The sequence below is a fragment of the Bradyrhizobium sp. I1.14.4 genome, from assembly GCF_050435825.1.
Taxonomy (GTDB): Bacteria; Pseudomonadota; Alphaproteobacteria; order Rhizobiales; family Xanthobacteraceae; genus Bradyrhizobium.
The window spans coordinates 128,788-147,500 of record NZ_JBNDLA010000001.1 but is presented as its reverse complement, the minus strand read 5'-3'; the positions used below and the strand labels follow the sequence as shown (position 1 = coordinate 147,500).

The window sequence follows — 18,713 nt, the reverse complement described above, 5'->3', positions numbered from 1 at the left end:
GGAGCTCAACAATCCTGAAACTGTTGGCCCCTGAATGTTTCTAAAACGATCCGATAGATAGCGTGAGCTGATCTGAAGGATCATCCTTAGAAAGGAGGTGATCCAGCCGCAGGTTCCCCTACGGCTACCTTGTTACGACTTCACCCCAGTCGCTGACCCTACCGTGGCCGGCTGCCTCCCTTGCGGGTTAGCGCACCGTCTTCAGGTAAAACCAACTCCCATGGTGTGACGGGCGGTGTGTACAAGGCCCGGGAACGTATTCACCGTGGCGTGCTGATCCACGATTACTAGCGATTCCAACTTCATGGGCTCGAGTTGCAGAGCCCAATCCGAACTGAGACGGCTTTTTGAGATTTGCGAAGGGTCGCCCCTTAGCATCCCATTGTCACCGCCATTGTAGCACGTGTGTAGCCCAGCCCGTAAGGGCCATGAGGACTTGACGTCATCCCCACCTTCCTCGCGGCTTATCACCGGCAGTCTCCTTAGAGTGCTCAACTAAATGGTAGCAACTAAGGACGGGGGTTGCGCTCGTTGCGGGACTTAACCCAACATCTCACGACACGAGCTGACGACAGCCATGCAGCACCTGTCTCCGGTCCAGCCGAACTGAAGAACTCCGTCTCTGGAGTCCGCGACCGGGATGTCAAGGGCTGGTAAGGTTCTGCGCGTTGCGTCGAATTAAACCACATGCTCCACCGCTTGTGCGGGCCCCCGTCAATTCCTTTGAGTTTTAATCTTGCGACCGTACTCCCCAGGCGGAATGCTTAAAGCGTTAGCTGCGCCACTAGTGAGTAAACCCACTAACGGCTGGCATTCATCGTTTACGGCGTGGACTACCAGGGTATCTAATCCTGTTTGCTCCCCACGCTTTCGTGCCTCAGCGTCAGTATCGGGCCAGTGAGCCGCCTTCGCCACTGGTGTTCTTGCGAATATCTACGAATTTCACCTCTACACTCGCAGTTCCACTCACCTCTCCCGAACTCAAGATCTTCAGTATCAAAGGCAGTTCTGGAGTTGAGCTCCAGGATTTCACCCCTGACTTAAAGACCCGCCTACGCACCCTTTACGCCCAGTGATTCCGAGCAACGCTAGCCCCCTTCGTATTACCGCGGCTGCTGGCACGAAGTTAGCCGGGGCTTATTCTTGCGGTACCGTCATTATCTTCCCGCACAAAAGAGCTTTACAACCCTAGGGCCTTCATCACTCACGCGGCATGGCTGGATCAGGCTTGCGCCCATTGTCCAATATTCCCCACTGCTGCCTCCCGTAGGAGTTTGGGCCGTGTCTCAGTCCCAATGTGGCTGATCATCCTCTCAGACCAGCTACTGATCGTCGCCTTGGTGAGCCATTACCTCACCAACTAGCTAATCAGACGCGGGCCGATCTTTCGGCGATAAATCTTTCCCCGTAAGGGCTTATCCGGTATTAGCACAAGTTTCCCTGTGTTGTTCCGAACCAAAAGGTACGTTCCCACGCGTTACTCACCCGTCTGCCGCTGACATATTGCTATGCCCGCTCGACTTGCATGTGTTAAGCCTGCCGCCAGCGTTCGCTCTGAGCCAGGATCAAACTCTCAAGTTGGACTTGAAACCTTGAACCGGCTGATCACAACGTTTTGACGAGGTCCCACCATTCTTCGCCGACCGAAGTCAACGAGCTGCCCACGATTCACATCGTTGGCAACGATGGTGTAACCTTTAAAACGTGTACCGCCGAAGTCTTTCGTCCACCCTCAGAACGTCAAAAGCCGAAGCTTTCAAGTATTCCGAGAGACGCAAGGACTCCGCCGTCCACGTTTCTCTTTCTTCATCTTCACTTGTCAAACAGCCCGGGATCCGATGACCCCACACCCTATAGGGTGGTTCTACCCTTCAGCAGTCGATGGTAAACTCCAACCGATTTATGTCGGCTGTTGTGTCACTCATCGAAGTGAGGAGCATAAAGGGCGCGAATGCTTGCCTTGGCCGGTGGGCCAATGCAGCGCCGCGCTCAGTGGGTGTCTTATAGGCCCGCCCCTTCGGACCTGTCAACACTCATCGTCAAGAAATCGTCGCATGACGACAAACTTTTTTCGGGTGCGGAAAAGTCCCTTATATTTGGGGACCTTGCGCCGCACTTGAGCCACAATCCTGCGACGTTCTGGCTATAAGATACGCATTGAACCGCTCGTAACCTGTGGGGGCTCGGGTGGTTTTTCTGGGGGACCAGGCGATTTTCTCCAAGAGCCCGTCGCCTCTTCCCTTCACGGCCGAGCAACATTGAGAGATCTGCACAGCATTGACGTTCGAGATAGCGGCTAGCTAATGGCCATCGTCTTCTCGACTTCGATGCGTGTGGCTCGCCACACCGCTGAGATTCCTCTTCAGGGGATCAAGGTGGGGACGAGGACGAGCAGAGGTCGATCGCAGTTGCTGGAATTTGGGGGGATATCGGGTTGAGCCAACGGGCGTCACGCGGAAGCGGCATTGGGCGCGAGACCGGGACGATTGATCTCGGTCACGAACCGCCGCTCTCAGTCGACGGCACCGAGGCTGCGGTGATTGATCGCCGCCGTGTCTCCGTTCAATGGTTTAGCGGCACCATTCTGACCGGCCTATGTGGCGCGGCCCTGATCGGCGGCGCCGTTTTTGCGTCGCTCGACGGTGAGATGACCTTTGCCAAGGTGCCTGAGCGCGTCGAAGGCGCGTTGCGCGGCGCTTTCACCGGCAATGATCGCGTCGTCAGTCTGCACAAGGGCGACCGCCTGCCGCCGCCAAGCGAATCCTCGGTTTCCCGCAGCCTGGTGCGCGTCTCGACCGTGACCCGAGTCGGCAATCGCGACGTGATGCGGGTGCGGCCCTTCATCCGGATTTCCGGCAATCTCTCGATGACCACGAGCGACCTGTCGGCGAAAATACCCGCGTTCAACGCGCAGCGTCTTTTGACCGATGTCGGCTCCGACACGCCGGCGGCGACCGAGGATCCGAATGCCGCCGCCGAGCCCGACGCCGAGGTCTCTTTCGTCACCAAGGATCTCGGCTCCGTGCTGCCGAAGGCCAAGCTCGCCGCCGTCGTCGCGCTCGACGACGTGCTGATGCGGGTCCGCGACGCTGCCAACTGGCGCGGCTCCGGCGGATCGGTGCGCTACGCCTCACTCGCCAATGCCACGGCCGACGCGACCGGCGCCGGGCCCGATATGAGGATGGCTTACGCCACCGAGGGCAATGCCTCCGATCCCTATGCGGGCTTCGAGACCCGCGTGGTGCCGGAGAACGTCACCCTGCTGCCGAAGACCAACGAACAGGTCACCGGCGGCAATCCGACCGGCGAACGGGTTCACGTCGTCAGGAAGGGCGACAGCATCACCTCGATCCTGCGCGACCAGGGCGCGACCTCAGACGAGGCGAAGGCGATTGCCGCAACGCTCGGCCCGCGCGGCCGCGATGGCGGCCTGAAGGAAGGCCAGAAGGTGCGAATCCTGATGGCGCCGGCAGCTCCCGGACCGAATGTCAGGCTGCAGCCCTATCGTGTGATGGTCGCCAACGACTCCATCATCGAAGCGGTCGCGGCCCTGTCCGACCTCGGCAAATACGTCGCCGTCGACGTGCAGAGCATGAACACCGTCACCGATACCGCCGACAATTCCAGCGACGATGACGAGGATGATGGCAGCGGCGTGCGGCTCTACCAGAGCATTTACGAGACCGCGCTGCGCAACAAGGTGCCGCCGACCGTCATCGACGACATGGTCAAGATCTACTCCTACGACGTCGATTTCCAGCGCAAGGTACAGCCCGGCGACTCGTTCGACGTGTTCTATGCCGGCGAGGACGAGGGCGTAACCAGCACCGAAAAGACCGAAGTGCTCTACGCCGCGCTGACCGTGGGCGGCGAAACCAAGAAATACTACCGCTTCCAGAGCTCCGACGACGGCGTGGTCGACTACTACGACGAGACCGGCAAGAGCGCGAAGAAGTTCCTGGTCCGCAAGCCGGTCAACAACGCGATCATGCGTTCGGGCTTCGGCGGCCGCCGCCATCCGATCCTCGGCTACGTGAAGATGCACACCGGCGTCGACTGGGCCACCGCCTACGGCACGCCGATTTTTGCCTCCGGCAACGGCGTGCTCGAGAAGGTCGGGCCCGAGGGCGGTTACGGCAAATATATCCGCATCAAGCACTCCAACGGCTACGAAACGGCCTACGGCCACATGTCGGCCTTCGCCAAGGGCATGGAGATCGGCAAGAAGGTGCGGCAGGGTCAGGTGATCGGCTTTGTCGGCTCGACCGGCCAGTCGACAGGCCCGCACGTCCACTACGAAATCCTGGTCAACGGCCGATTCGTCGACCCGATGCGGGTGAAACTGCCGCGCGGCCGCTCGCTCGATGGTCCGATGTTGGCGAACTTCGAGAAGGAGCGCGACCGGATCGAGGCCCAGATGTCCAGCCGCGGCAGCTCGCGCATCGTCTCGGATGCCACCGGCAGCGCCCCGACGACGCGGTCCATCACCAACCGCTGATCACATCCCCTGGAAGGCGGCTTGGACATGCCGCTGCGCACCCATTGCAGCTGGTGGCCGGAGCTGGCGGTCGCGTCGGAACACACTCCGGCGAAGGTCTGACAGTGGCAATTTCAGCCAAATTTCGCGGAACAGGACAGGAACTCGAATGACAGTGGTCCAGTTGATTCGCAGGTGAAACCTCCAATGGAGGGAGTCATGGAGAATTGGAACAACGCAAAACTGTGCGACGTCGCAAACCTCATCCTCGGCGCGATTCTCTTCCTGTCGCCGTGGCTGTTCAAATTCGACGCCGGAACGGTTTCCACCAACGCCCACATCGCCGGCCTTGTGATGGCGGTCCTGGCGATCGCCGCGCTTGCGGCTTTCGCGGTCTGGGAGGAGTGGCTGAACCTCGTCGTCGGACTTTGGACGCTGATCTCGCCGTGGGTTCTGGGTTTCCAGGGAGCCACCACCGCGATGACCGTGCACGTGGTTATCGGCATCGCAGTTGCGGTCCTGGCGGCAATCGAGCTTTGGGTAATGTCCCAGCATCCGCCCGGGCTCACAACGCACAGCTGAGGCACTCAGCTCATGCACCTTACCCGTCGGCCGGAATGGCCGGCGGGCAAGGGCATAGCTATGCCCAATGAGGATCTGCAACCATGACCCGGCTCACCCGCGACGACGTGTTGAAAGCTGTTGGCTACGCCGACGATATTACGATCGCCAAGATCATCGCGTCCGGCGCAACCGTCACCGAGCTCGCCGAAGCCAAGGCGTGGCTCGCTAATGACGAGCCACTGATCAATGCCGGCAGGCCGCTGGCCACCGGCCGCGCCCGCGAGCTGGTCGATATCTTGTCCGAACTCGAGCCCAGCGAGGACGACGAGCCGTCACCGCCAATCGCCCCGCAGGAATGACCGTTCCGACGACGATCTACGGCGCGAGGCTCGCGCAGATCAGGAACACGATCCCGATCGCGGTCAGCCCGAACGCGACGGCAGCCAATGGGAGCAGCATGTCGATCGTGGCATGGGTGCTGTTGATCGTACTGCCCCAGACCGCGAATTCGCCCCTCCGCCACTCGCGGAACGGAATCGATCGCGGATGCGGGTCATGCCGATAGTCGTATCTCTGCCAGACCTGCGATAGCAGCCACGGCAAGAGCACCGCGACAACCAGCAACACGCTGACGAACATCAGCGACAGCTCGACCTCATTCTGGCGGTCGAACAAGATCCACGCTGACAGCACGAACCACGCGACCAGACCCGCGGCTGCGCCGTAGACGCGGGGATGAAGATCGTCATAAACGGGCCGGTTATGGGCGATGAGTTCCCTACTCATGCAATTCGCCTTCTGCTGAGGGTGACCGACGGTGTGGCTTTGCAGGATGATGCAGGGTGGCGCGCGAATCAGCGATGCGATTCGGGCCAAATATTTCCTTTCCAGCTGCGCGGGGCGTTGCCACGCCAAGCCGATCATTCAGGATGAAAACGAACGCGGTCGACGGGAGGTTTCATCAATTCGGGCCATGAATTGGGCCGCCCGACAGGAACTCTGTCGCGGGCGGCCCGTCGACCGTCGCGCGGATGCGGCCTGTCGCAAGGTCACATCCAGTTTCGCTACCCGGATGCTCAGTTCAGCTTGCGCTTCGAGACCGGGGCATCGAACTGCACGATCTCGGCGGTTTTGGGCACCTGACCGTTGAAGGTCAGCACGTTACCCTTCTCCGAAATCACCACGCGATCGCCGTCCTTGACCTCGCCGGCGAGGATCATCTCGGCCAGCGGATCCTGCACGCTGCGTTGGATCACCCGCTTCAGCGGGCGGGCGCCATATGCCGGATCCCAGCCCTTCTCGGCGAGCCAATCCCGCGCCTTCGCGTCGAGCGCGAGCTCGATCTTGCGATCCTCGAGCAACCTGGTCAGCCGCACGAACTGGATTTCGACGATGCGGCCCATCTCGCTCTTCTGCAGGCGATGGAACAGGATGATCTCGTCGATGCGGTTCAGGAATTCCGGCCTGAAATGCGCCCGCACGACGCCCATCACCTGATCGCGGACCGCCGCGGTGTCCTCGCCTTCCGGCTGATTCACCAGGAACTCCGAACCGAGGTTCGAGGTCATGATGATCAGCGTGTTGCGGAAGTCGACGGTGCGGCCCTGACCATCGGTCAGGCGGCCGTCATCGAGCACCTGCAACAGCACGTTGAAGACGTCGGGATGCGCCTTCTCGATCTCGTCGAACAGCACGACCTGATAGGGCCGGCGCCGAACGGCTTCGGTCAGTGCGCCACCCTCGTCGTAGCCGACATAGCCGGGAGGCGCGCCGATCAGCCGCGAGACCGAGTGCTTCTCCATGAACTCGGACATGTCGAGGCGGACCATCGCGGTCTCGTCATTGAACAAATCAGCGGCGAGCGCCTTGGTCAGCTCGGTCTTGCCGACGCCGGTGGGCCCAAGGAACATGAACGAACCGGTCGGCCGGTTCGGATCCTGCAAGCCCGCGCGGGCACGGCGCACGGCGGTTGCCACCGCACGCACGGCTTCGGCTTGGCCGACGACGCGCTTGGCGAGGCTGTCCTCCATTTTCAGTAGCTTGTCCTTTTCGCCCTCGAGCATCTTGTCGACCGGAACGCCGGTCCAGCGCGAGACGATCTGCGCGATGTGGTTGGCGGTGACCGCCTCCTCCATCATCTCGCCGCCGCTCTGGTTGCCGCTCTCGCTCGCCTCGATGTCGGCAAGCTTCTTCTCCAGCTCGGGGATCCGGCCATAGGCCAGCTCGCCCGCCTTCTGGAATTCGCCGCGCCGCTGTGCATTGGCAAGCTCGACGCGGAGCGCATCGAGTTCGCTCTTCAGCTTCTGGGCATTGGAGAGCTTGTTCTTCTCCGCGCTCCAGCGCGCCGTCAGCGCCGCCGACCTCTCCTCTAATCCGGCGAGCTCCTTCTCCAGGGTCTGCAAGCGGCTCCTGGAGCCGGCATCGTTCTCCTTCTTCAGCGCCTCCTGCTCGATCTTCAGCCGGATGATGTCGCGATCCAGCGAATCGAGCTCCTCAGGCTTCGAGTCGACCTGCATCTTCAGCCGCGCCGCCGCCTCATCCATCAAATCGATGGCCTTGTCCGGCAGGAAGCGGTCGGTGATGTAGCGATTCGACAGCGTGGTCGCGGCCACCAGTGCGGAGTCGGTGATGCGCACGCCGTGATGCTGCTCGTACTTGTCCTTCAGGCCGCGCAGAATCGAAATGGTGTCCTCGACCGTCGGCTCGCTGACATAGATCGGCTGGAACCGGCGGGCCAGCGCCGCATCCTTCTCGACATGCTTGCGATACTCGTCGAGCGTGGTCGCACCGATACAATGCAGCTCACCGCGCGCGAGCGCAGGCTTCAGGAGGTTGGACGCGTCCATCGCACCGTCGGTCTTGCCGGCGCCGATCAGCGTGTGCATCTCGTCGATGAACAGGATGATGCCGCCCTCGGCGGTTGAGACCTCCTGCAGGACGGATTTCAACCGCTCCTCGAACTCGCCGCGATATTTCGCCCCGGCGATCAACGAGCCCATGTCGAGCGACAGCAGCTTCTTGTCCTTCAGGCTCTCCGGCACGTCACCGTTGAGGATGCGCAGCGCCAGACCCTCAACGATCGCGGTCTTGCCGACGCCGGGCTCACCGATCAGAACGGGATTGTTCTTGGTTCGCCGCGACAGAACTTGAATCGTGCGGCGGATCTCCTCGTCGCGGCCGATCACCGGGTCGAGCTTGCCGTCGCGCGCAGCCTGGGTCAGGTCGCGGGCATATTTCTTCAGTGCGTCATAGGCATTCTCGGCGGTCGCGCTATCAGCGGTGCGGCCCTTGCGCAGCGCTTCGATCGCTACATTCAGGTTCTGCGCCGTGACGCCGCCCTTGCTCAGGATGCCGGCAGCCTCGCTGCCCTTCTCGAGCGTGAGCCCGAGCAGCAGACGCTCGACGGTGACAAAACTGTCGCCGGCCTTGTCGGCGGCCTTTTCCGCCGCATCGAAGGCGCGCGCCAGCTCCGGCGACAGGTAAACCTGCCCGGCACCATTGCCCGAAACCTTCGGCAGCTTGTTCAGCGCCTCTTCGGTCGCTTTCAGGATCGCCCTGGAATTGCCGCCGGCACGGTCGATCAGACCGCCGGCGAGCCCCTCATTGTCGTCCAGCAGCACCTTCAACAGATGCAAAGGCGCGAACTGCTGGTGACCGTCGCGCATTGCGAGCGACTGGGCAGACTGGATGAATCCGCGCGAGCGCTCGGTGTACTTCTCAATGTTCATTCGTTTTCCCTCGGCCTGCCATCGTCACCCGGGGCGCGATCAGCAAAAGTGGGCACCGGTTTTGCGTCCGATCGCGCCCAAACTTTTAAGTTTGCGCGTGGTCTTGTCGCGAAACCGCGCACACTTTCGCGAACCACGCGCGAAGGCATGACAACGGCATCTTCATTGGGTTTCCGCGGGCCGGGTTGACGTTCCTCAACCAGCCTCTGGTCGTCGCCATCATTTTTCAGGCTTGCCGCAAATGTGGGCACTTGGTTCCAAAACGGAAGAGCCACAGTCTGCGATTTCACCCGATGGAGCTCAGCGCCGCACGATGGCGACAAGGTAGCGGCAGGGCTGAGCAGTTTCGTTACGGAAGACGATGTCCGACGGCGGACCGAGCTCGACGCGGTCACCCGCGGCGAGCTCGTGGCGCTCCGCGCCTTCCATCAAGGTCAGGCGGCCGCTGATGACCCAGACGACCTGACGGACCAGGCGATAGGCGCTGGCGGGGAAGCCGGCTTCCTGCCTGGCAGGCAGCTCGATCTCCACTAGCTCCAGCGGATTGGCCGGATGCAGAAACACCTGCCGCCGCAGATAGGCGGCCTTCGGATCGCGCCACACCGGCTGATCCCGGGCCCGCTGCAGGCGGGAACTGTCTGACGCAACCTCGAACAGCGCGGCCATGGTCAGGCCATAGGCCGTGGCAATCCGCGACAGCGTCGCCGCGGTCGGGCTCGCCTCCGCCCGCTCGATCTTGCTCAGCATGGCCTTGGACACGCCTGCCCGGCCGGCGAGTTCCGCCAGCGACCAGCCGCGGCCCTCCCGCTCGGCGCGAACGCGCCGCCCGAGGGCCTCGTCGGCTTTGTCCCCTATAATTGACATATCGTCTTATATAGTAGACAATCGGGCTCATTCAAGAGGCCCGTCGAGGAACGACCAATGATAATCCGCTCCGCCACCGAGCAGGACATTCCTGCGATCACCGCGATCTTCAATGAAGCGGTCGCGAACTCGAACGCGATTTGGACGGAGAAGCAGGATTCCGACGCCGAGCGGCTGGCGTGGATGGAGGCACGGCAGGGGCTGGGCTACCCGGTGCTGGTCGCAGCCGAAGGGCCCGTGGTGCTCGGGTACGGCACGTTCGGCGATTTCCGGGCCTTTCCGGGCTATCGCTACACCGTCGAGCACAGCGTCTATATCCATGCCGATCATCGCGGCCGCGGCCTTGGCCGCGTCATCGTCGACGAGCTCATCGCGGCCGCGACGGCGCTCGGCAAGCACGTCATGATCGCCGGCATCGACGGCGGCAATCAGACCTCGCTTCGGCTCCACGCGCAGGCCGGCTTTGTCGAGGTCGCACGGATGCCTGAGGTCGGACGCAAGTTCGGCCGCTGGCTCGAACTCGTGTTCATGCAGCGCGTGCTGGACGCCGAAGGCGCGTCACGGCCGGACTAGCTGCCTTCACATTGGCGGCGGTTCTCCTGGCCCGCCAAACAGGCTAGAGCGGGTGAATGGACACCACGCACACTTCCTCCGCCCGCATCACCGGCATCTATCGCTATCCCGTCAAGGGTCTGACGCCCGAGCCGCTGCCCCGCGCGGACCTGAAGGTCGGCCAGACGATCCGCTCGGATCGCCGCTACGCGATCGAGAACGGCCCGAGCGGTTTCGATCCATCGGCGCCAAAATGGCTGCCGAAGCCGCATTTCCTGATGCTGCAGCGGGACGAGTGGCTGGCGCCGCTGCGCGCCCATTTCGACGACGACAGCCATGTGCTGACGCTGCGCCGGAATGGCGCGATGGTGGCCCAGGGCGATCTCGAGACGGCAGAGGGGCGCGCGGCGATCGAGCGCTATTTTGCCGATCGTCATGCCGGCCAGATCAAGGGACCGCCCAAGCTGCTGGTGAGTCCCGGGCACAGTTTTTCCGACGTCCCGCGCAAGGTGGTCTCGATCATCAATCTGGCGAGCCTGCGGGCGATCGAGGACATGGTGCGGGCCCCCGTCCATCCGTTGCGCTTCCGCGCCAACCTCTATGTCGAGGGCTGGCCGGCCTGGCATGAAGCCAGCCTGCTCGACCAGACGATTGCGATCGGCAGCGCACGAGCCAAGGTGGTGAAGCGCATCACCCGCTGCGCCGCGGTCAATGTCGATCCCGATACCGGCGCGCGCGACCTCTCAGTCCCGAACACGCTGATGCAGCGCTTCGGCAACAATGAATGCGGCATCTATGCCGAGATCATCAGCGATGGCGGCGCGGCCGTCGGCGACACGATTGCCGCCGAGGCGCCGACGCCGGCGTAGTTCGGCGGGCGGGCAAAGTGCGCAGGCGCCGTGCCCACCCTCAACGGATCAGTTCGTCGGCATCACATAGGCGTAGATCCGACCGCGCGAGATCGGTGTCTCGCGGACGCGATGGCTGCTGTTGCCCGAGATCATGATCGGGTTGCCCTTGGCATCGACGCCGGTGATGATGCCGACATGACCGCCGCCGCGGCGGCCCATCACGGCGATGGCGCCGACCTGCGGCCCCGAAACGCGTGTGCCGTATTTGGCGAACGAGCTCGCCATGTCGGAGCCGGTGCCGCGATGACCGGTGTGCTGAAGCACCATGTTCATGAAGCGTGCGCACCACAGGCTCGAGCGGCCGGTCGGGTTGCCCCCGAGATAGCGACGCGCCTCGGCGACGATGCCGGACGAGCCGAAGCCGCTTGCCGCGCTCACGCCGCCGGTGTTGGGCACGGCTTCAGCGCCGCCCGGCAGCGGGGCCGCATTGGCCTCGGCGAAACCGCCCGCCTGAATTTGCGCGCGGCGCTCGGCGTGCGAAAGCCGCGCTGCATGCCGATAGTGATGACGGGCAAGTGACGCGCGTGATGGCCGGCATGGGCCGCATGCGCGTGACGTGAATGGTGCGGACGAGCGGATGCCGAAGAAACGGAAACGACGGCGAGAGTGAGCGAACACAGAGCCAGCGCCAAAACACGAAGCGACCGGCGATACACAAGCAACTGAACCATACTTCACGAGATCCTCTGTAACGCCCCCCAATTCCCCGTCGCGTTCCCTGAGGAACACGGAGGTGGTTTTGAAAATCGGGATGTGGCGAGAGGAAGACTTCATGCGGCGCTGCGGAAACGATTTCGGGGTCATTCCGCGCTGATTCAATGACCAAAAGGAACCAGAACTGCCGCATTGCAGCCGCGGAAATTAATTGCAAATCTGGGGGCGGCCAACGAGAAGGAATTGCAAATGCCCCACGCCCTCACGAAGGATAATATCCGCCTCCACTTCGAAGAGGCAGGCCACGGAACCCCGATCATTTTCCTGCACGAGTTCGCCGCGGACCACACCAATTGGGAACCGCAGATGCGCTACTTCTCGCGCGGCCACCGCTGCATCGCCTATTCCGCGCGCGGCTACACGCCGTCGGACGTGCCTGCGAACGCCGACGCCTACACCTACAAGCACTTTTACACCGACGCACTTGCGGTGCTCGACCAGCTCGGCATCGCAAGCGCGCATTTCGTCGGGCTGTCGATGGGGTCCTATTCGTCGTTGCAGGTCGCCCTCAATGCGCCGGAGCGCGCGCGCTCGATGACGCTGGCCGCCGTCGGCTCCGGCTCCAGCCTCGAGAATCTCGATGCCTTCCGTGCGCAGTGCCGCGCCAATGCCGAGCAGCTCGAGACCATCGGCTCGGTCGAGGTCGCCAAGGTGACGCGCGAGGCGCCGAGCCGGATTCCGTTCCTGGTCAAGGACCCGCGCGGCCACGCCGATTTCTACGCCGCGCTCGCCCGCCACGACGCCAAGGGCTCGGCCCACACGATGCGCAGCTTTCAAGGCGCGAGGCCCTCGATCTACACCATGACCGACGCCATCAGGCGCGTCGCGACGCCGGCGCTGATCCTGTGCGGCGACGAGGACGACAATTGCATCGCGCCCAGCATGTTCCTGAAGCAGCATCTGCCGGCCGCCGGCCTTTCCTTCTTCCCGAAGTCCGGCCACGTGCTCAACCTCGAGGAGCCGGCGCTGTTCAACGAGATGGTGGAGCGCTTCATCGCGCTGGTGGAGGCCGGCCGCTGGCCGGTGCGCGATCCGCGGTCGCTGGCGGCGGCGCCGGTTTGACGCGCCACGCACCGATCACTTCCCCTGTCCGCCCCGGCTGAGCAGGAACACGCCCTGCTCGCCGAACATGTTCCACACCCACCAGGGCAGATTGAGCGGCACCGGGCGGCCGTAGAGATCGAGCGCCACCGCGCGCTCCATCTTGACGTTGATCTCCTCGCAGAGCTGGACGAAATCCTTGATGGTGCAGAAATGGATGTTTGACGTGTCGTACCAGCTCGCCGGCAGATTCTCGGTCCGGGGCATGTGACCGCCGACCAGGAGCTGTAGCCGCATCTTCCAGAAGCCGAAATTCGGGAACGAGACGATGGCGCGCTGCCCGATCCGCAACAGATTCTCCAGCACCACCTTCGGCTGCCGGGTCGCCTGCAAGGTCTGCGACAGGATCACATAGTCGAATGCATCATCGGGATAGTTGACAAGGTCGGTGTCGGCGTCGCCCTGCACCACCGCGAGCCCCTTGGCGACGCAGCCATTGACGCCCTCGCGCGACAGCTCGATGCCGCGGCCGTCGATGCCGCGGCTCTCCAGCAGCTGCAACAGCTCGCCGTCGCCGCAGCCGACGTCGAGCACGCGCGAGCCCGGCCGCACCATATCGGCGACCAGCAGGTGATCGGTGCGAGTGCCGCCGGTCCGCTCGGGCGCGATGCCCGGCAAGGGCAGTGTCTGCTGCATGCTCATGACTGGCCGTCGTCCTTCAGTCCACGCGCCTTGCCTGCGGCCTGCAGGAACGCTCGGGAGATTTCCAGGAATTCGGGCACGTCGAGCAGGAAGGCGTCATGGCCGCGATCGGTCTCGATCTCGGCGAACGACACCCGTGCGCTCGACGCATTCAGCGCATGCACCAGCGCGCGCGATTCCGAGGTCGGGAACAGCCAGTCGCTGGTGAACGACACCACGCAGAAGCGGGTCTTGATGCCGGTGAACGCCTTCGCCAGCACGCCATTGTGGTCGGCGGCGATGTCGAAGTAATCCATCGCGCGGGTCAGATAAAGATAGCTGTTGGCGTCGAACCGCTCGACAAAGGACGAGCCCTGGTAGCGCAGATAGCTCTCGACCTGGAAATCCGCATCGAACGAGAACGTCGGCAGCTCGCGGTCCTGCATCCGCCGCCCGAACTTGCGGTGCAGCGCCGCGTCCGAGAGATAGGTGATGTGCGCGGCCATCCGCGCCACCGCCAGTCCGCGATGCGGATGCGTGTCCTCGTCGACATAGCGGCCGCCGCGCCAATCCGGATCGGCCATCACCGCCTGGCGGCCGAGCTCGTGGAACGCGATGTTCTGCGCCGAGTGACGCGTCGAGCAGGCGATCGCGAGCGTCGCGAACACGCGCTCGGGATAGGCCGCGGTCCATTGCAGCACCTGCATGCCGCCCATCGAGCCGCCGACGACGCAGAACAGCGTCGCGATGCCGAGGCGATCGATCAGCATCGCCTGCGCACGCACCATGTCGGGGATGGTGATGATCGGGAAATCGAGCCCCCACACCTTGCCGGTCGCAGGGTTCAGCGACGCAGGGCCCGTGGAGCCCATGCAGCCGCCGATCACGTTGGAGCAGATGATGAAGTATCTTTCGGGATCAATCGGCTTGCCCGCGCCGACCATGGTGTCCCACCAGCCGGGCTTGCCGGTGACGGGATGGATGTTGTTGACGTGCTGATCCCCGGTCAACGCGTGGCACAGCAGGATCGCGTTGGACCTGTTGGCATTGAGCTGGCCATAGGTCTGGTAGGCGATCTGGAATGGCGCGAGATCGACGCCGCAATCGAGCTTGAGCGGCTGGTCCATGCCGAACTTCGCCACCAATGACGACGGATGATCGGCCTCATGGGCGCGATCATCGCTGGGGACCGGTTGGCTCGTTATCGGACGCACGTTGCTCATCTAGGCGACCCTGCCTCCGCGCGGGAGGGCTCGAACAGAAATCAGGCCATAAAAAACCCGGCCTGAACAAGGTTCGGCCGGGAGCTGATCTGTCCCCGGCCTGTTTAGCGAGTTGTTTAACGTGGCTGCAAGCCGGCCGGCTCAAATGACCACGGAGTGAACCGAACGTAGTCCTCAGGCCCCCCGTCGTCAAGGCGGCCCCGGCCGGCCGCCGATGGTTAACCGCTTGCGCAAGGCTGGACGGCGAGGTTTCTCTTTGCTTTCGGTGGCTGTCTTTCCTAATCAGGAGCCCTGTCCGACGCGGCAACGGGCCGCCCTGACGACAAGGTTTTTGAGCATGTCCAAGCCACCCCCGTCGCCGCCCTCGCTGCAGGAGCTGCGCAAGGAGATCGACGCGATCGACGAGCAGGTTCACCGCCTGCTGATGGCGCGCGGCGACATCATCGACCGCCTGATCCAGGTCAAGAAGACCCAGGAGGTCGGTTCGGCGTTCCGCCCGGCGCGCGAGGCCAGCATGATGCGCGAACTGGTGCAGCGTCATCGCGGCATCCTGCCGCTCGACACCATCGAGAGCATCTGGCGCGTCATCATCTCGACCTTCACTTACGTGCAGGCGCCATTCGCGGTGCATGCCGATGTTTCCGTAGGCGAGTCGGCAATGCGCGACTCGGCGCGGTTTCATTTCGGCTTCGTGGTGCCCTACGTGTCGCATTTCAGCGCACAGGCCGCGGTCGAGGCGGTGGCGAAATCGAAGGGCGACCTCGCGCTGGTCTCCGCGATCGCCAGCCGCACGCCGTGGTGGAATGCGCTCGAGGCCGAAGGCGCGCCGAAGATCATCGCGCGGCTGCCGTTCCTCGAACGCGCCGACCATCCGGCTGCGCTGCCGGTGTTCGTGATCTCGCGAGTCGCCGACGACGCCATGGTGACCGAGGTGCAGACCTGGAGCGTGCGCGTCTCCGGCTGGAACGCCGACGTCGCCCGCGCGCTGGCGCCGCTCGCCGAGATCGTCGCGGTCCCCGACACCGCATTCGATGGCGCGGCACTGCTGGTCTCGGTTGCCGGGCACGATTTCGAGAAGATCAAGCTCGCCTTGATCGAGGCCGGCGCCTCGGTCCGCTCTTCGGCCCTCGTCGGCAGCCACGCAACGCGCTATACGGTGCCCTCTAATGGATCGGCCAGGACCTGAAGTAAGAGCTAGCCGCCCGTATATCCGGAGTTGATAATGTCCCGCCCCGTGCCGAACCCCGGCATTCTCGATATTGCGCCCTACACGCCAGGCAAGAGCCCGGTGCCGGAACCGGGCCGCAAGGTGTTCAAGCTGTCCGCCAACGAGACGCCGTTCGGTCCTTCTCCGAAGGCGATCGCAGCCTACAAGGCCGCGGCTGACCATCTCGAGGACTATCCGGAGGGCACCTCGCGCGTGCTGCGCCACGCGATCGGCCGCGCCTACGGCCTCGATCCCGACCGCATCATCTGCGGCGCCGGCTCCGACGAGATCCTCAACCTGCTGGCGCACACATATCTTGCGCCCGGCGACGAGGCGATCTCGACCACCCATGGCTTCCTGGTCTACCCGATCGCCACCATGGCGAACGGCGCGAAAAATGTGATCGCGGCCGAGACCAACTTCACGGCCGATGTCGACGCCATCCTCCAGGTGGTGACGCCGCGCACAAAACTGGTCTGGCTCGCCAACCCGAACAATCCGACCGGCACCTATGTCCCGTTCGACGAGGTCAAGCGCCTGCGCGCCGCCCTGCCCTCGCATGTGCTGCTGGTGATCGACGCCGCCTATGCCGACTACGTCTCGCGCAACGACTACGAGCTCGGCATCGAGCTGGTCGCAACCACCGACAACACGGTGGTGACGCACACCTTCTCGAAGATCCACGGCCTTGCCGCGCTGCGGGTCGGCTGGATGTTCGGCCCGGCGCATATCGTCGATGCCTGCAACCGCATCCGCGGCCCCTTCAACGTCACGACGCCGGCGATGCTGGCGGCGGTGGCGGCGATCGAGGACTCTGCTCACGTGCAGATGTCGCGGACCCATACCGAACAGTGGCGCAACTGGCTGACCGAGGAGATCGGCAAGCTCGGGCTGAAGGTGACGCCGAGCGTCGCCAACTTCGTGCTGATCCACTTCCCGACCGACCAGGGCAAGACCGCGGCGGAGGCCGACGCCTATCTCACGCGACGCGGCCTCGTGCTGCGCGCGCTCAACAATTACAAGCTGCCGCATGCGCTGCGCATGACCATTGGCACCGAGGAAGCCAACCGCCTCGTGGTCGAGGGCCTGCGCGACTTCCTGGCCGGAAAGTGAACACCGACGTGACCACCGCTCCGCTCTTCAAACGCATCGCGCTGATCGGCTTCGGCCTGATCGGCGGCTCGATCGCACGCGGCGCGCGCGCGCAGGGGCTGGTCGGCGAGATCGTGACCACCGCGCGCTCGGAGCAGACGCGTGCGCGTGTCGCCGAGCTTGGCATCGTCGATCGCGTCGTCGAGACCAATATCGAGGCGGTGAAGGATGCCGATCTCGTCATCCTCTGCATCCCCGTCGGCGCCTGTGGTCCGGTCGCGGCCGAGATCGCGGGCCATCTCAAGCCCGGCGCCATCATCTCCGACGTCGGCTCGGTGAAGGGCGCCGTCGTCAAGGACATGGCGCCGCATCTGCCTGACGGCGTGCACTTCGTCCCGGCGCATCCGGTGGCCGGCACCGAGCATTCGGGGCCGGATTCCGGCTTCGCCGAGCTCTTCATCAACCGCTGGTGCATCCTGACGCCGCCCGAAGGCACCGATCCAGCCGCGACCGACCGGCTGCGCGCCTTCTGGGCCGCGCTCGGCGCCAAGGTCGAGATCATGACGCCGGATCATCATGACCTCGTGCTCGCGATCACCAGCCATCTGCCGCATCTGATCGCGTACACCATCGTCGGCACCGCCGACGAGCTGGCGCAGGTGACGGAATCCGAGGTCATCAAATTCTCCGCCGGCGGCTTTCGTGACTTCACCCGCATCGCGGCCTCCGACCCGACGATGTGGCGCGACGTGTTCCTCGCCAACAAGGACGCCGTGCTCGAGATGCTCGGCACCTTCACCGAGGATCTGTCCAAGCTGACCCGCGCGATCCGGCGCGGCGACGGCGAAGCGCTGTTCGACCACTTCACCCGCACCCGCGCCATCCGCCGCGGCATCGTCGAGATCGGCCAGGATTCCGCCGCCCCCGACTTCGGCCGCCCGCATGCGAATTTGAAGAAGTAGCCTGTTTGAAGAAGTAGCCTGGCTGAGGCCGCATACTCTTCGTCGTCCCGGCGCAGGCCGGGACCCATACGCCGCGGCGGGTGCGATTGGCGGGACTCGCCGTTCCAGCGGTGCATAACAATCGGCATTTGTGGTTATGGGTGCCGGCCTTCGCCGGGACGACGACGTATGTGTGGCGCCTTCTGAGTCATACATCCGCATTCTCGCGACACGATTTGCCCGAGTTTTGCATTTCGTTTCGCCGCTCTGAGAACAGAGGGCGCAGGGAAAGCCGGGTGCCGATTGCACCCATGGGCCCCGAGCAAAAGGTAGAAAGCTCGGGGGTAGGACCACAGGTGTAACCGGGAACAACCCCGCTTTCCCTGCGCGATGGGCTACGGCTTACTTCGTGCTCTCCCCGGCGAGACTTGGCTTTTTTGTCACCGTCTCGCGAAGATGCTTCGCATCTCGCGGGAGACACCTGCCACTAGGGCGTCAGGACCACACGACTTCACCGTCCGCTTCATACGCATTCGTCGACTGCGCATTCCGCGTCCACCGCATCTCACACCGCGTTCGTGACGACCGCGAAGCGCCCCTCGATCGGGTGAGACGGGTGTATTGAACATCTGAGTTGGGTCTGGCGTCAAGTTAAATTCTGAAAATCGGAACAAGCAGATTGCGGACCCGTTGGCTCTACCCATCCTACAGTTCCGGA

General features: G+C 63.5%; 14 protein-coding genes, 1 rRNA gene, 1 pseudogene and 1 riboswitch. Of the genes and pseudogenes, 9 read left to right on the top strand and 7 right to left on the bottom strand.

What is annotated here, in order from left to right; genetic code table 11:
* Positions 1-90 precede the first annotated feature (90 nt).
* A 16S ribosomal RNA gene (locus ABIB78_RS00665) occupies positions 91-1,581 on the bottom strand.
* Between the two features lie 853 nt (positions 1,582-2,434).
* Here ABIB78_RS00665 and ABIB78_RS00660 point away from each other — a divergent pair.
* The 3 genes from ABIB78_RS00660 (at position 2,435) to ABIB78_RS00650 (ending at position 5,400) form a co-directional block, all read left to right on the top strand.
* Positions 2,435-4,498: a M23 family metallopeptidase gene (locus ABIB78_RS00660; RefSeq protein ID WP_429020309.1), complete on the top strand. Its 2,064-nt coding sequence runs from the start codon at positions 2,435-2,437 to the stop codon at positions 4,496-4,498.
* 198 nt (positions 4,499-4,696) lie between these two features.
* A complete protein-coding gene (locus ABIB78_RS00655) occupies positions 4,697-5,059 on the top strand; it encodes an SPW repeat protein (protein ID WP_429020307.1) in 363 nt (120 codons plus the stop codon).
* Between the two features lie 83 nt (positions 5,060-5,142).
* Positions 5,143-5,400: a hypothetical protein gene (locus tag ABIB78_RS00650; protein ID WP_429020305.1), complete on the top strand. Its 258-nt coding sequence runs from the start codon at positions 5,143-5,145 to the stop codon at positions 5,398-5,400.
* Between the two features lie 16 nt (positions 5,401-5,416).
* Here ABIB78_RS00650 and ABIB78_RS00645 read toward each other — a convergent pair whose 3' ends face one another.
* From ABIB78_RS00645 to ABIB78_RS00635, 3 genes are all read right to left on the bottom strand, one after another.
* On the bottom strand, positions 5,417-5,827 hold the full coding sequence (locus tag ABIB78_RS00645; RefSeq protein WP_429020303.1) for a hypothetical protein: 411 nt from the start codon (positions 5,825-5,827) through the stop codon (positions 5,417-5,419).
* A 290-nt stretch (positions 5,828-6,117) separates the two neighbouring features.
* A complete protein-coding gene (clpB, locus tag ABIB78_RS00640; RefSeq protein ID WP_429020301.1) occupies positions 6,118-8,769 on the bottom strand; it encodes an ATP-dependent chaperone ClpB in 2,652 nt (883 codons plus the stop codon).
* 300 nt (positions 8,770-9,069) lie between these two features.
* The gene (locus ABIB78_RS00635) at positions 9,070-9,633 is read right to left on the bottom strand and encodes a helix-turn-helix domain-containing protein (RefSeq protein WP_429020299.1); all 564 of its coding nucleotides are present in this window, start codon (positions 9,631-9,633) and stop codon (positions 9,070-9,072) included.
* A gap of 57 nt (positions 9,634-9,690) precedes the next feature.
* On the opposite strand from ABIB78_RS00635, the gene ABIB78_RS00630 reads away from it, so the two are divergent.
* A complete protein-coding gene (locus ABIB78_RS00630) occupies positions 9,691-10,206 on the top strand; it encodes an N-acetyltransferase family protein (RefSeq protein WP_429020298.1) in 516 nt (171 codons plus the stop codon).
* 56 nt (positions 10,207-10,262) lie between these two features.
* On the top strand, positions 10,263-11,054 hold the full coding sequence (locus tag ABIB78_RS00625) for an MOSC domain-containing protein (protein ID WP_429020296.1): 792 nt from the start codon (positions 10,263-10,265) through the stop codon (positions 11,052-11,054).
* Positions 11,055-11,102: 48 nt separating this feature from the next.
* On the opposite strand, the pseudogene ABIB78_RS00620 reads toward ABIB78_RS00625, so the two are convergent.
* Positions 11,103-11,767: pseudogene (locus ABIB78_RS00620) on the bottom strand (TIGR02594 family protein).
* A gap of 232 nt (positions 11,768-11,999) precedes the next feature.
* Between ABIB78_RS00620 and ABIB78_RS00615 the strand changes: the two are divergent.
* Positions 12,000-12,872, top strand: coding sequence for an alpha/beta fold hydrolase (locus ABIB78_RS00615; RefSeq protein ID WP_429020294.1), 873 nt, complete (start codon positions 12,000-12,002; stop codon positions 12,870-12,872).
* 15 nt (positions 12,873-12,887) lie between these two features.
* Here the strand turns inward: ABIB78_RS00615 and metW are convergent, their stop codons facing one another.
* Together metW and metX are read right to left on the bottom strand one after the other, a co-directional pair.
* Entirely contained in the window at positions 12,888-13,553 is a 666-nt protein-coding gene (metW, locus tag ABIB78_RS00610; RefSeq protein WP_429020292.1) for a methionine biosynthesis protein MetW, read from the bottom strand.
* On the bottom strand, positions 13,550-14,755 hold the full coding sequence (gene metX / locus ABIB78_RS00605; RefSeq protein WP_429020290.1) for a homoserine O-acetyltransferase MetX: 1,206 nt from the start codon (positions 14,753-14,755) through the stop codon (positions 13,550-13,552). Before metX ends, metW begins: the two co-directional genes overlap by 4 nt.
* 83 nt (positions 14,756-14,838) lie before the next feature.
* Positions 14,839-14,918, bottom strand: a riboswitch (SAM riboswitch).
* A gap of 174 nt (positions 14,919-15,092) precedes the next feature.
* Here metX and ABIB78_RS00600 point away from each other — a divergent pair.
* From ABIB78_RS00600 to ABIB78_RS00590, 3 genes are read left to right on the top strand one after another with little or no spacing between them, the layout of a single operon-like run.
* Entirely contained in the window at positions 15,093-15,941 is an 849-nt protein-coding gene (locus ABIB78_RS00600) for a chorismate mutase (protein ID WP_429020288.1), read from the top strand.
* A gap of 36 nt (positions 15,942-15,977) precedes the next feature.
* Entirely contained in the window at positions 15,978-17,075 is a 1,098-nt protein-coding gene (hisC, locus tag ABIB78_RS00595; protein WP_429020286.1) for a histidinol-phosphate transaminase, read from the top strand.
* A gap of 8 nt (positions 17,076-17,083) precedes the next feature.
* Positions 17,084-18,016, top strand: a complete 933-nt coding sequence (locus ABIB78_RS00590) for a prephenate/arogenate dehydrogenase family protein (RefSeq protein ID WP_429020284.1) — start codon at positions 17,084-17,086, stop codon at positions 18,014-18,016.
* The last annotated feature ends 697 nt before the right edge of the window (positions 18,017-18,713 follow it).

Coding starts and splice junctions, on each gene's coding strand:
- ABIB78_RS00600 (WP_429020288.1), top strand. CDS start 15,093: ATGTCCAAGCCACCCCCGTCGCCGCCCTCGCTGCAGGAGCTGCGCAAG.
- metX (WP_429020290.1), bottom strand. CDS start 14,755: ATGAGCAACGTGCGTCCGATAACGAGCCAACCGGTCCCCAGCGATGAT.
- ABIB78_RS00615 (WP_429020294.1), top strand. CDS start 12,000: ATGCCCCACGCCCTCACGAAGGATAATATCCGCCTCCACTTCGAAGAG.
- ABIB78_RS00645 (WP_429020303.1), bottom strand. CDS start 5,827: ATGAGTAGGGAACTCATCGCCCATAACCGGCCCGTTTATGACGATCTT.
- metW (WP_429020292.1), bottom strand. CDS start 13,553: ATGAGCATGCAGCAGACACTGCCCTTGCCGGGCATCGCGCCCGAGCGG.
- clpB (WP_429020301.1), bottom strand. CDS start 8,769: ATGAACATTGAGAAGTACACCGAGCGCTCGCGCGGATTCATCCAGTCT.
- ABIB78_RS00630 (WP_429020298.1), top strand. CDS start 9,691: ATGATAATCCGCTCCGCCACCGAGCAGGACATTCCTGCGATCACCGCG.
- hisC (WP_429020286.1), top strand. CDS start 15,978: ATGTCCCGCCCCGTGCCGAACCCCGGCATTCTCGATATTGCGCCCTAC.
- ABIB78_RS00650 (WP_429020305.1), top strand. CDS start 5,143: ATGACCCGGCTCACCCGCGACGACGTGTTGAAAGCTGTTGGCTACGCC.
- ABIB78_RS00625 (WP_429020296.1), top strand. CDS start 10,263: ATGGACACCACGCACACTTCCTCCGCCCGCATCACCGGCATCTATCGC.
- ABIB78_RS00635 (WP_429020299.1), bottom strand. CDS start 9,633: ATGTCAATTATAGGGGACAAAGCCGACGAGGCCCTCGGGCGGCGCGTT.
- ABIB78_RS00655 (WP_429020307.1), top strand. CDS start 4,697: ATGGAGAATTGGAACAACGCAAAACTGTGCGACGTCGCAAACCTCATC.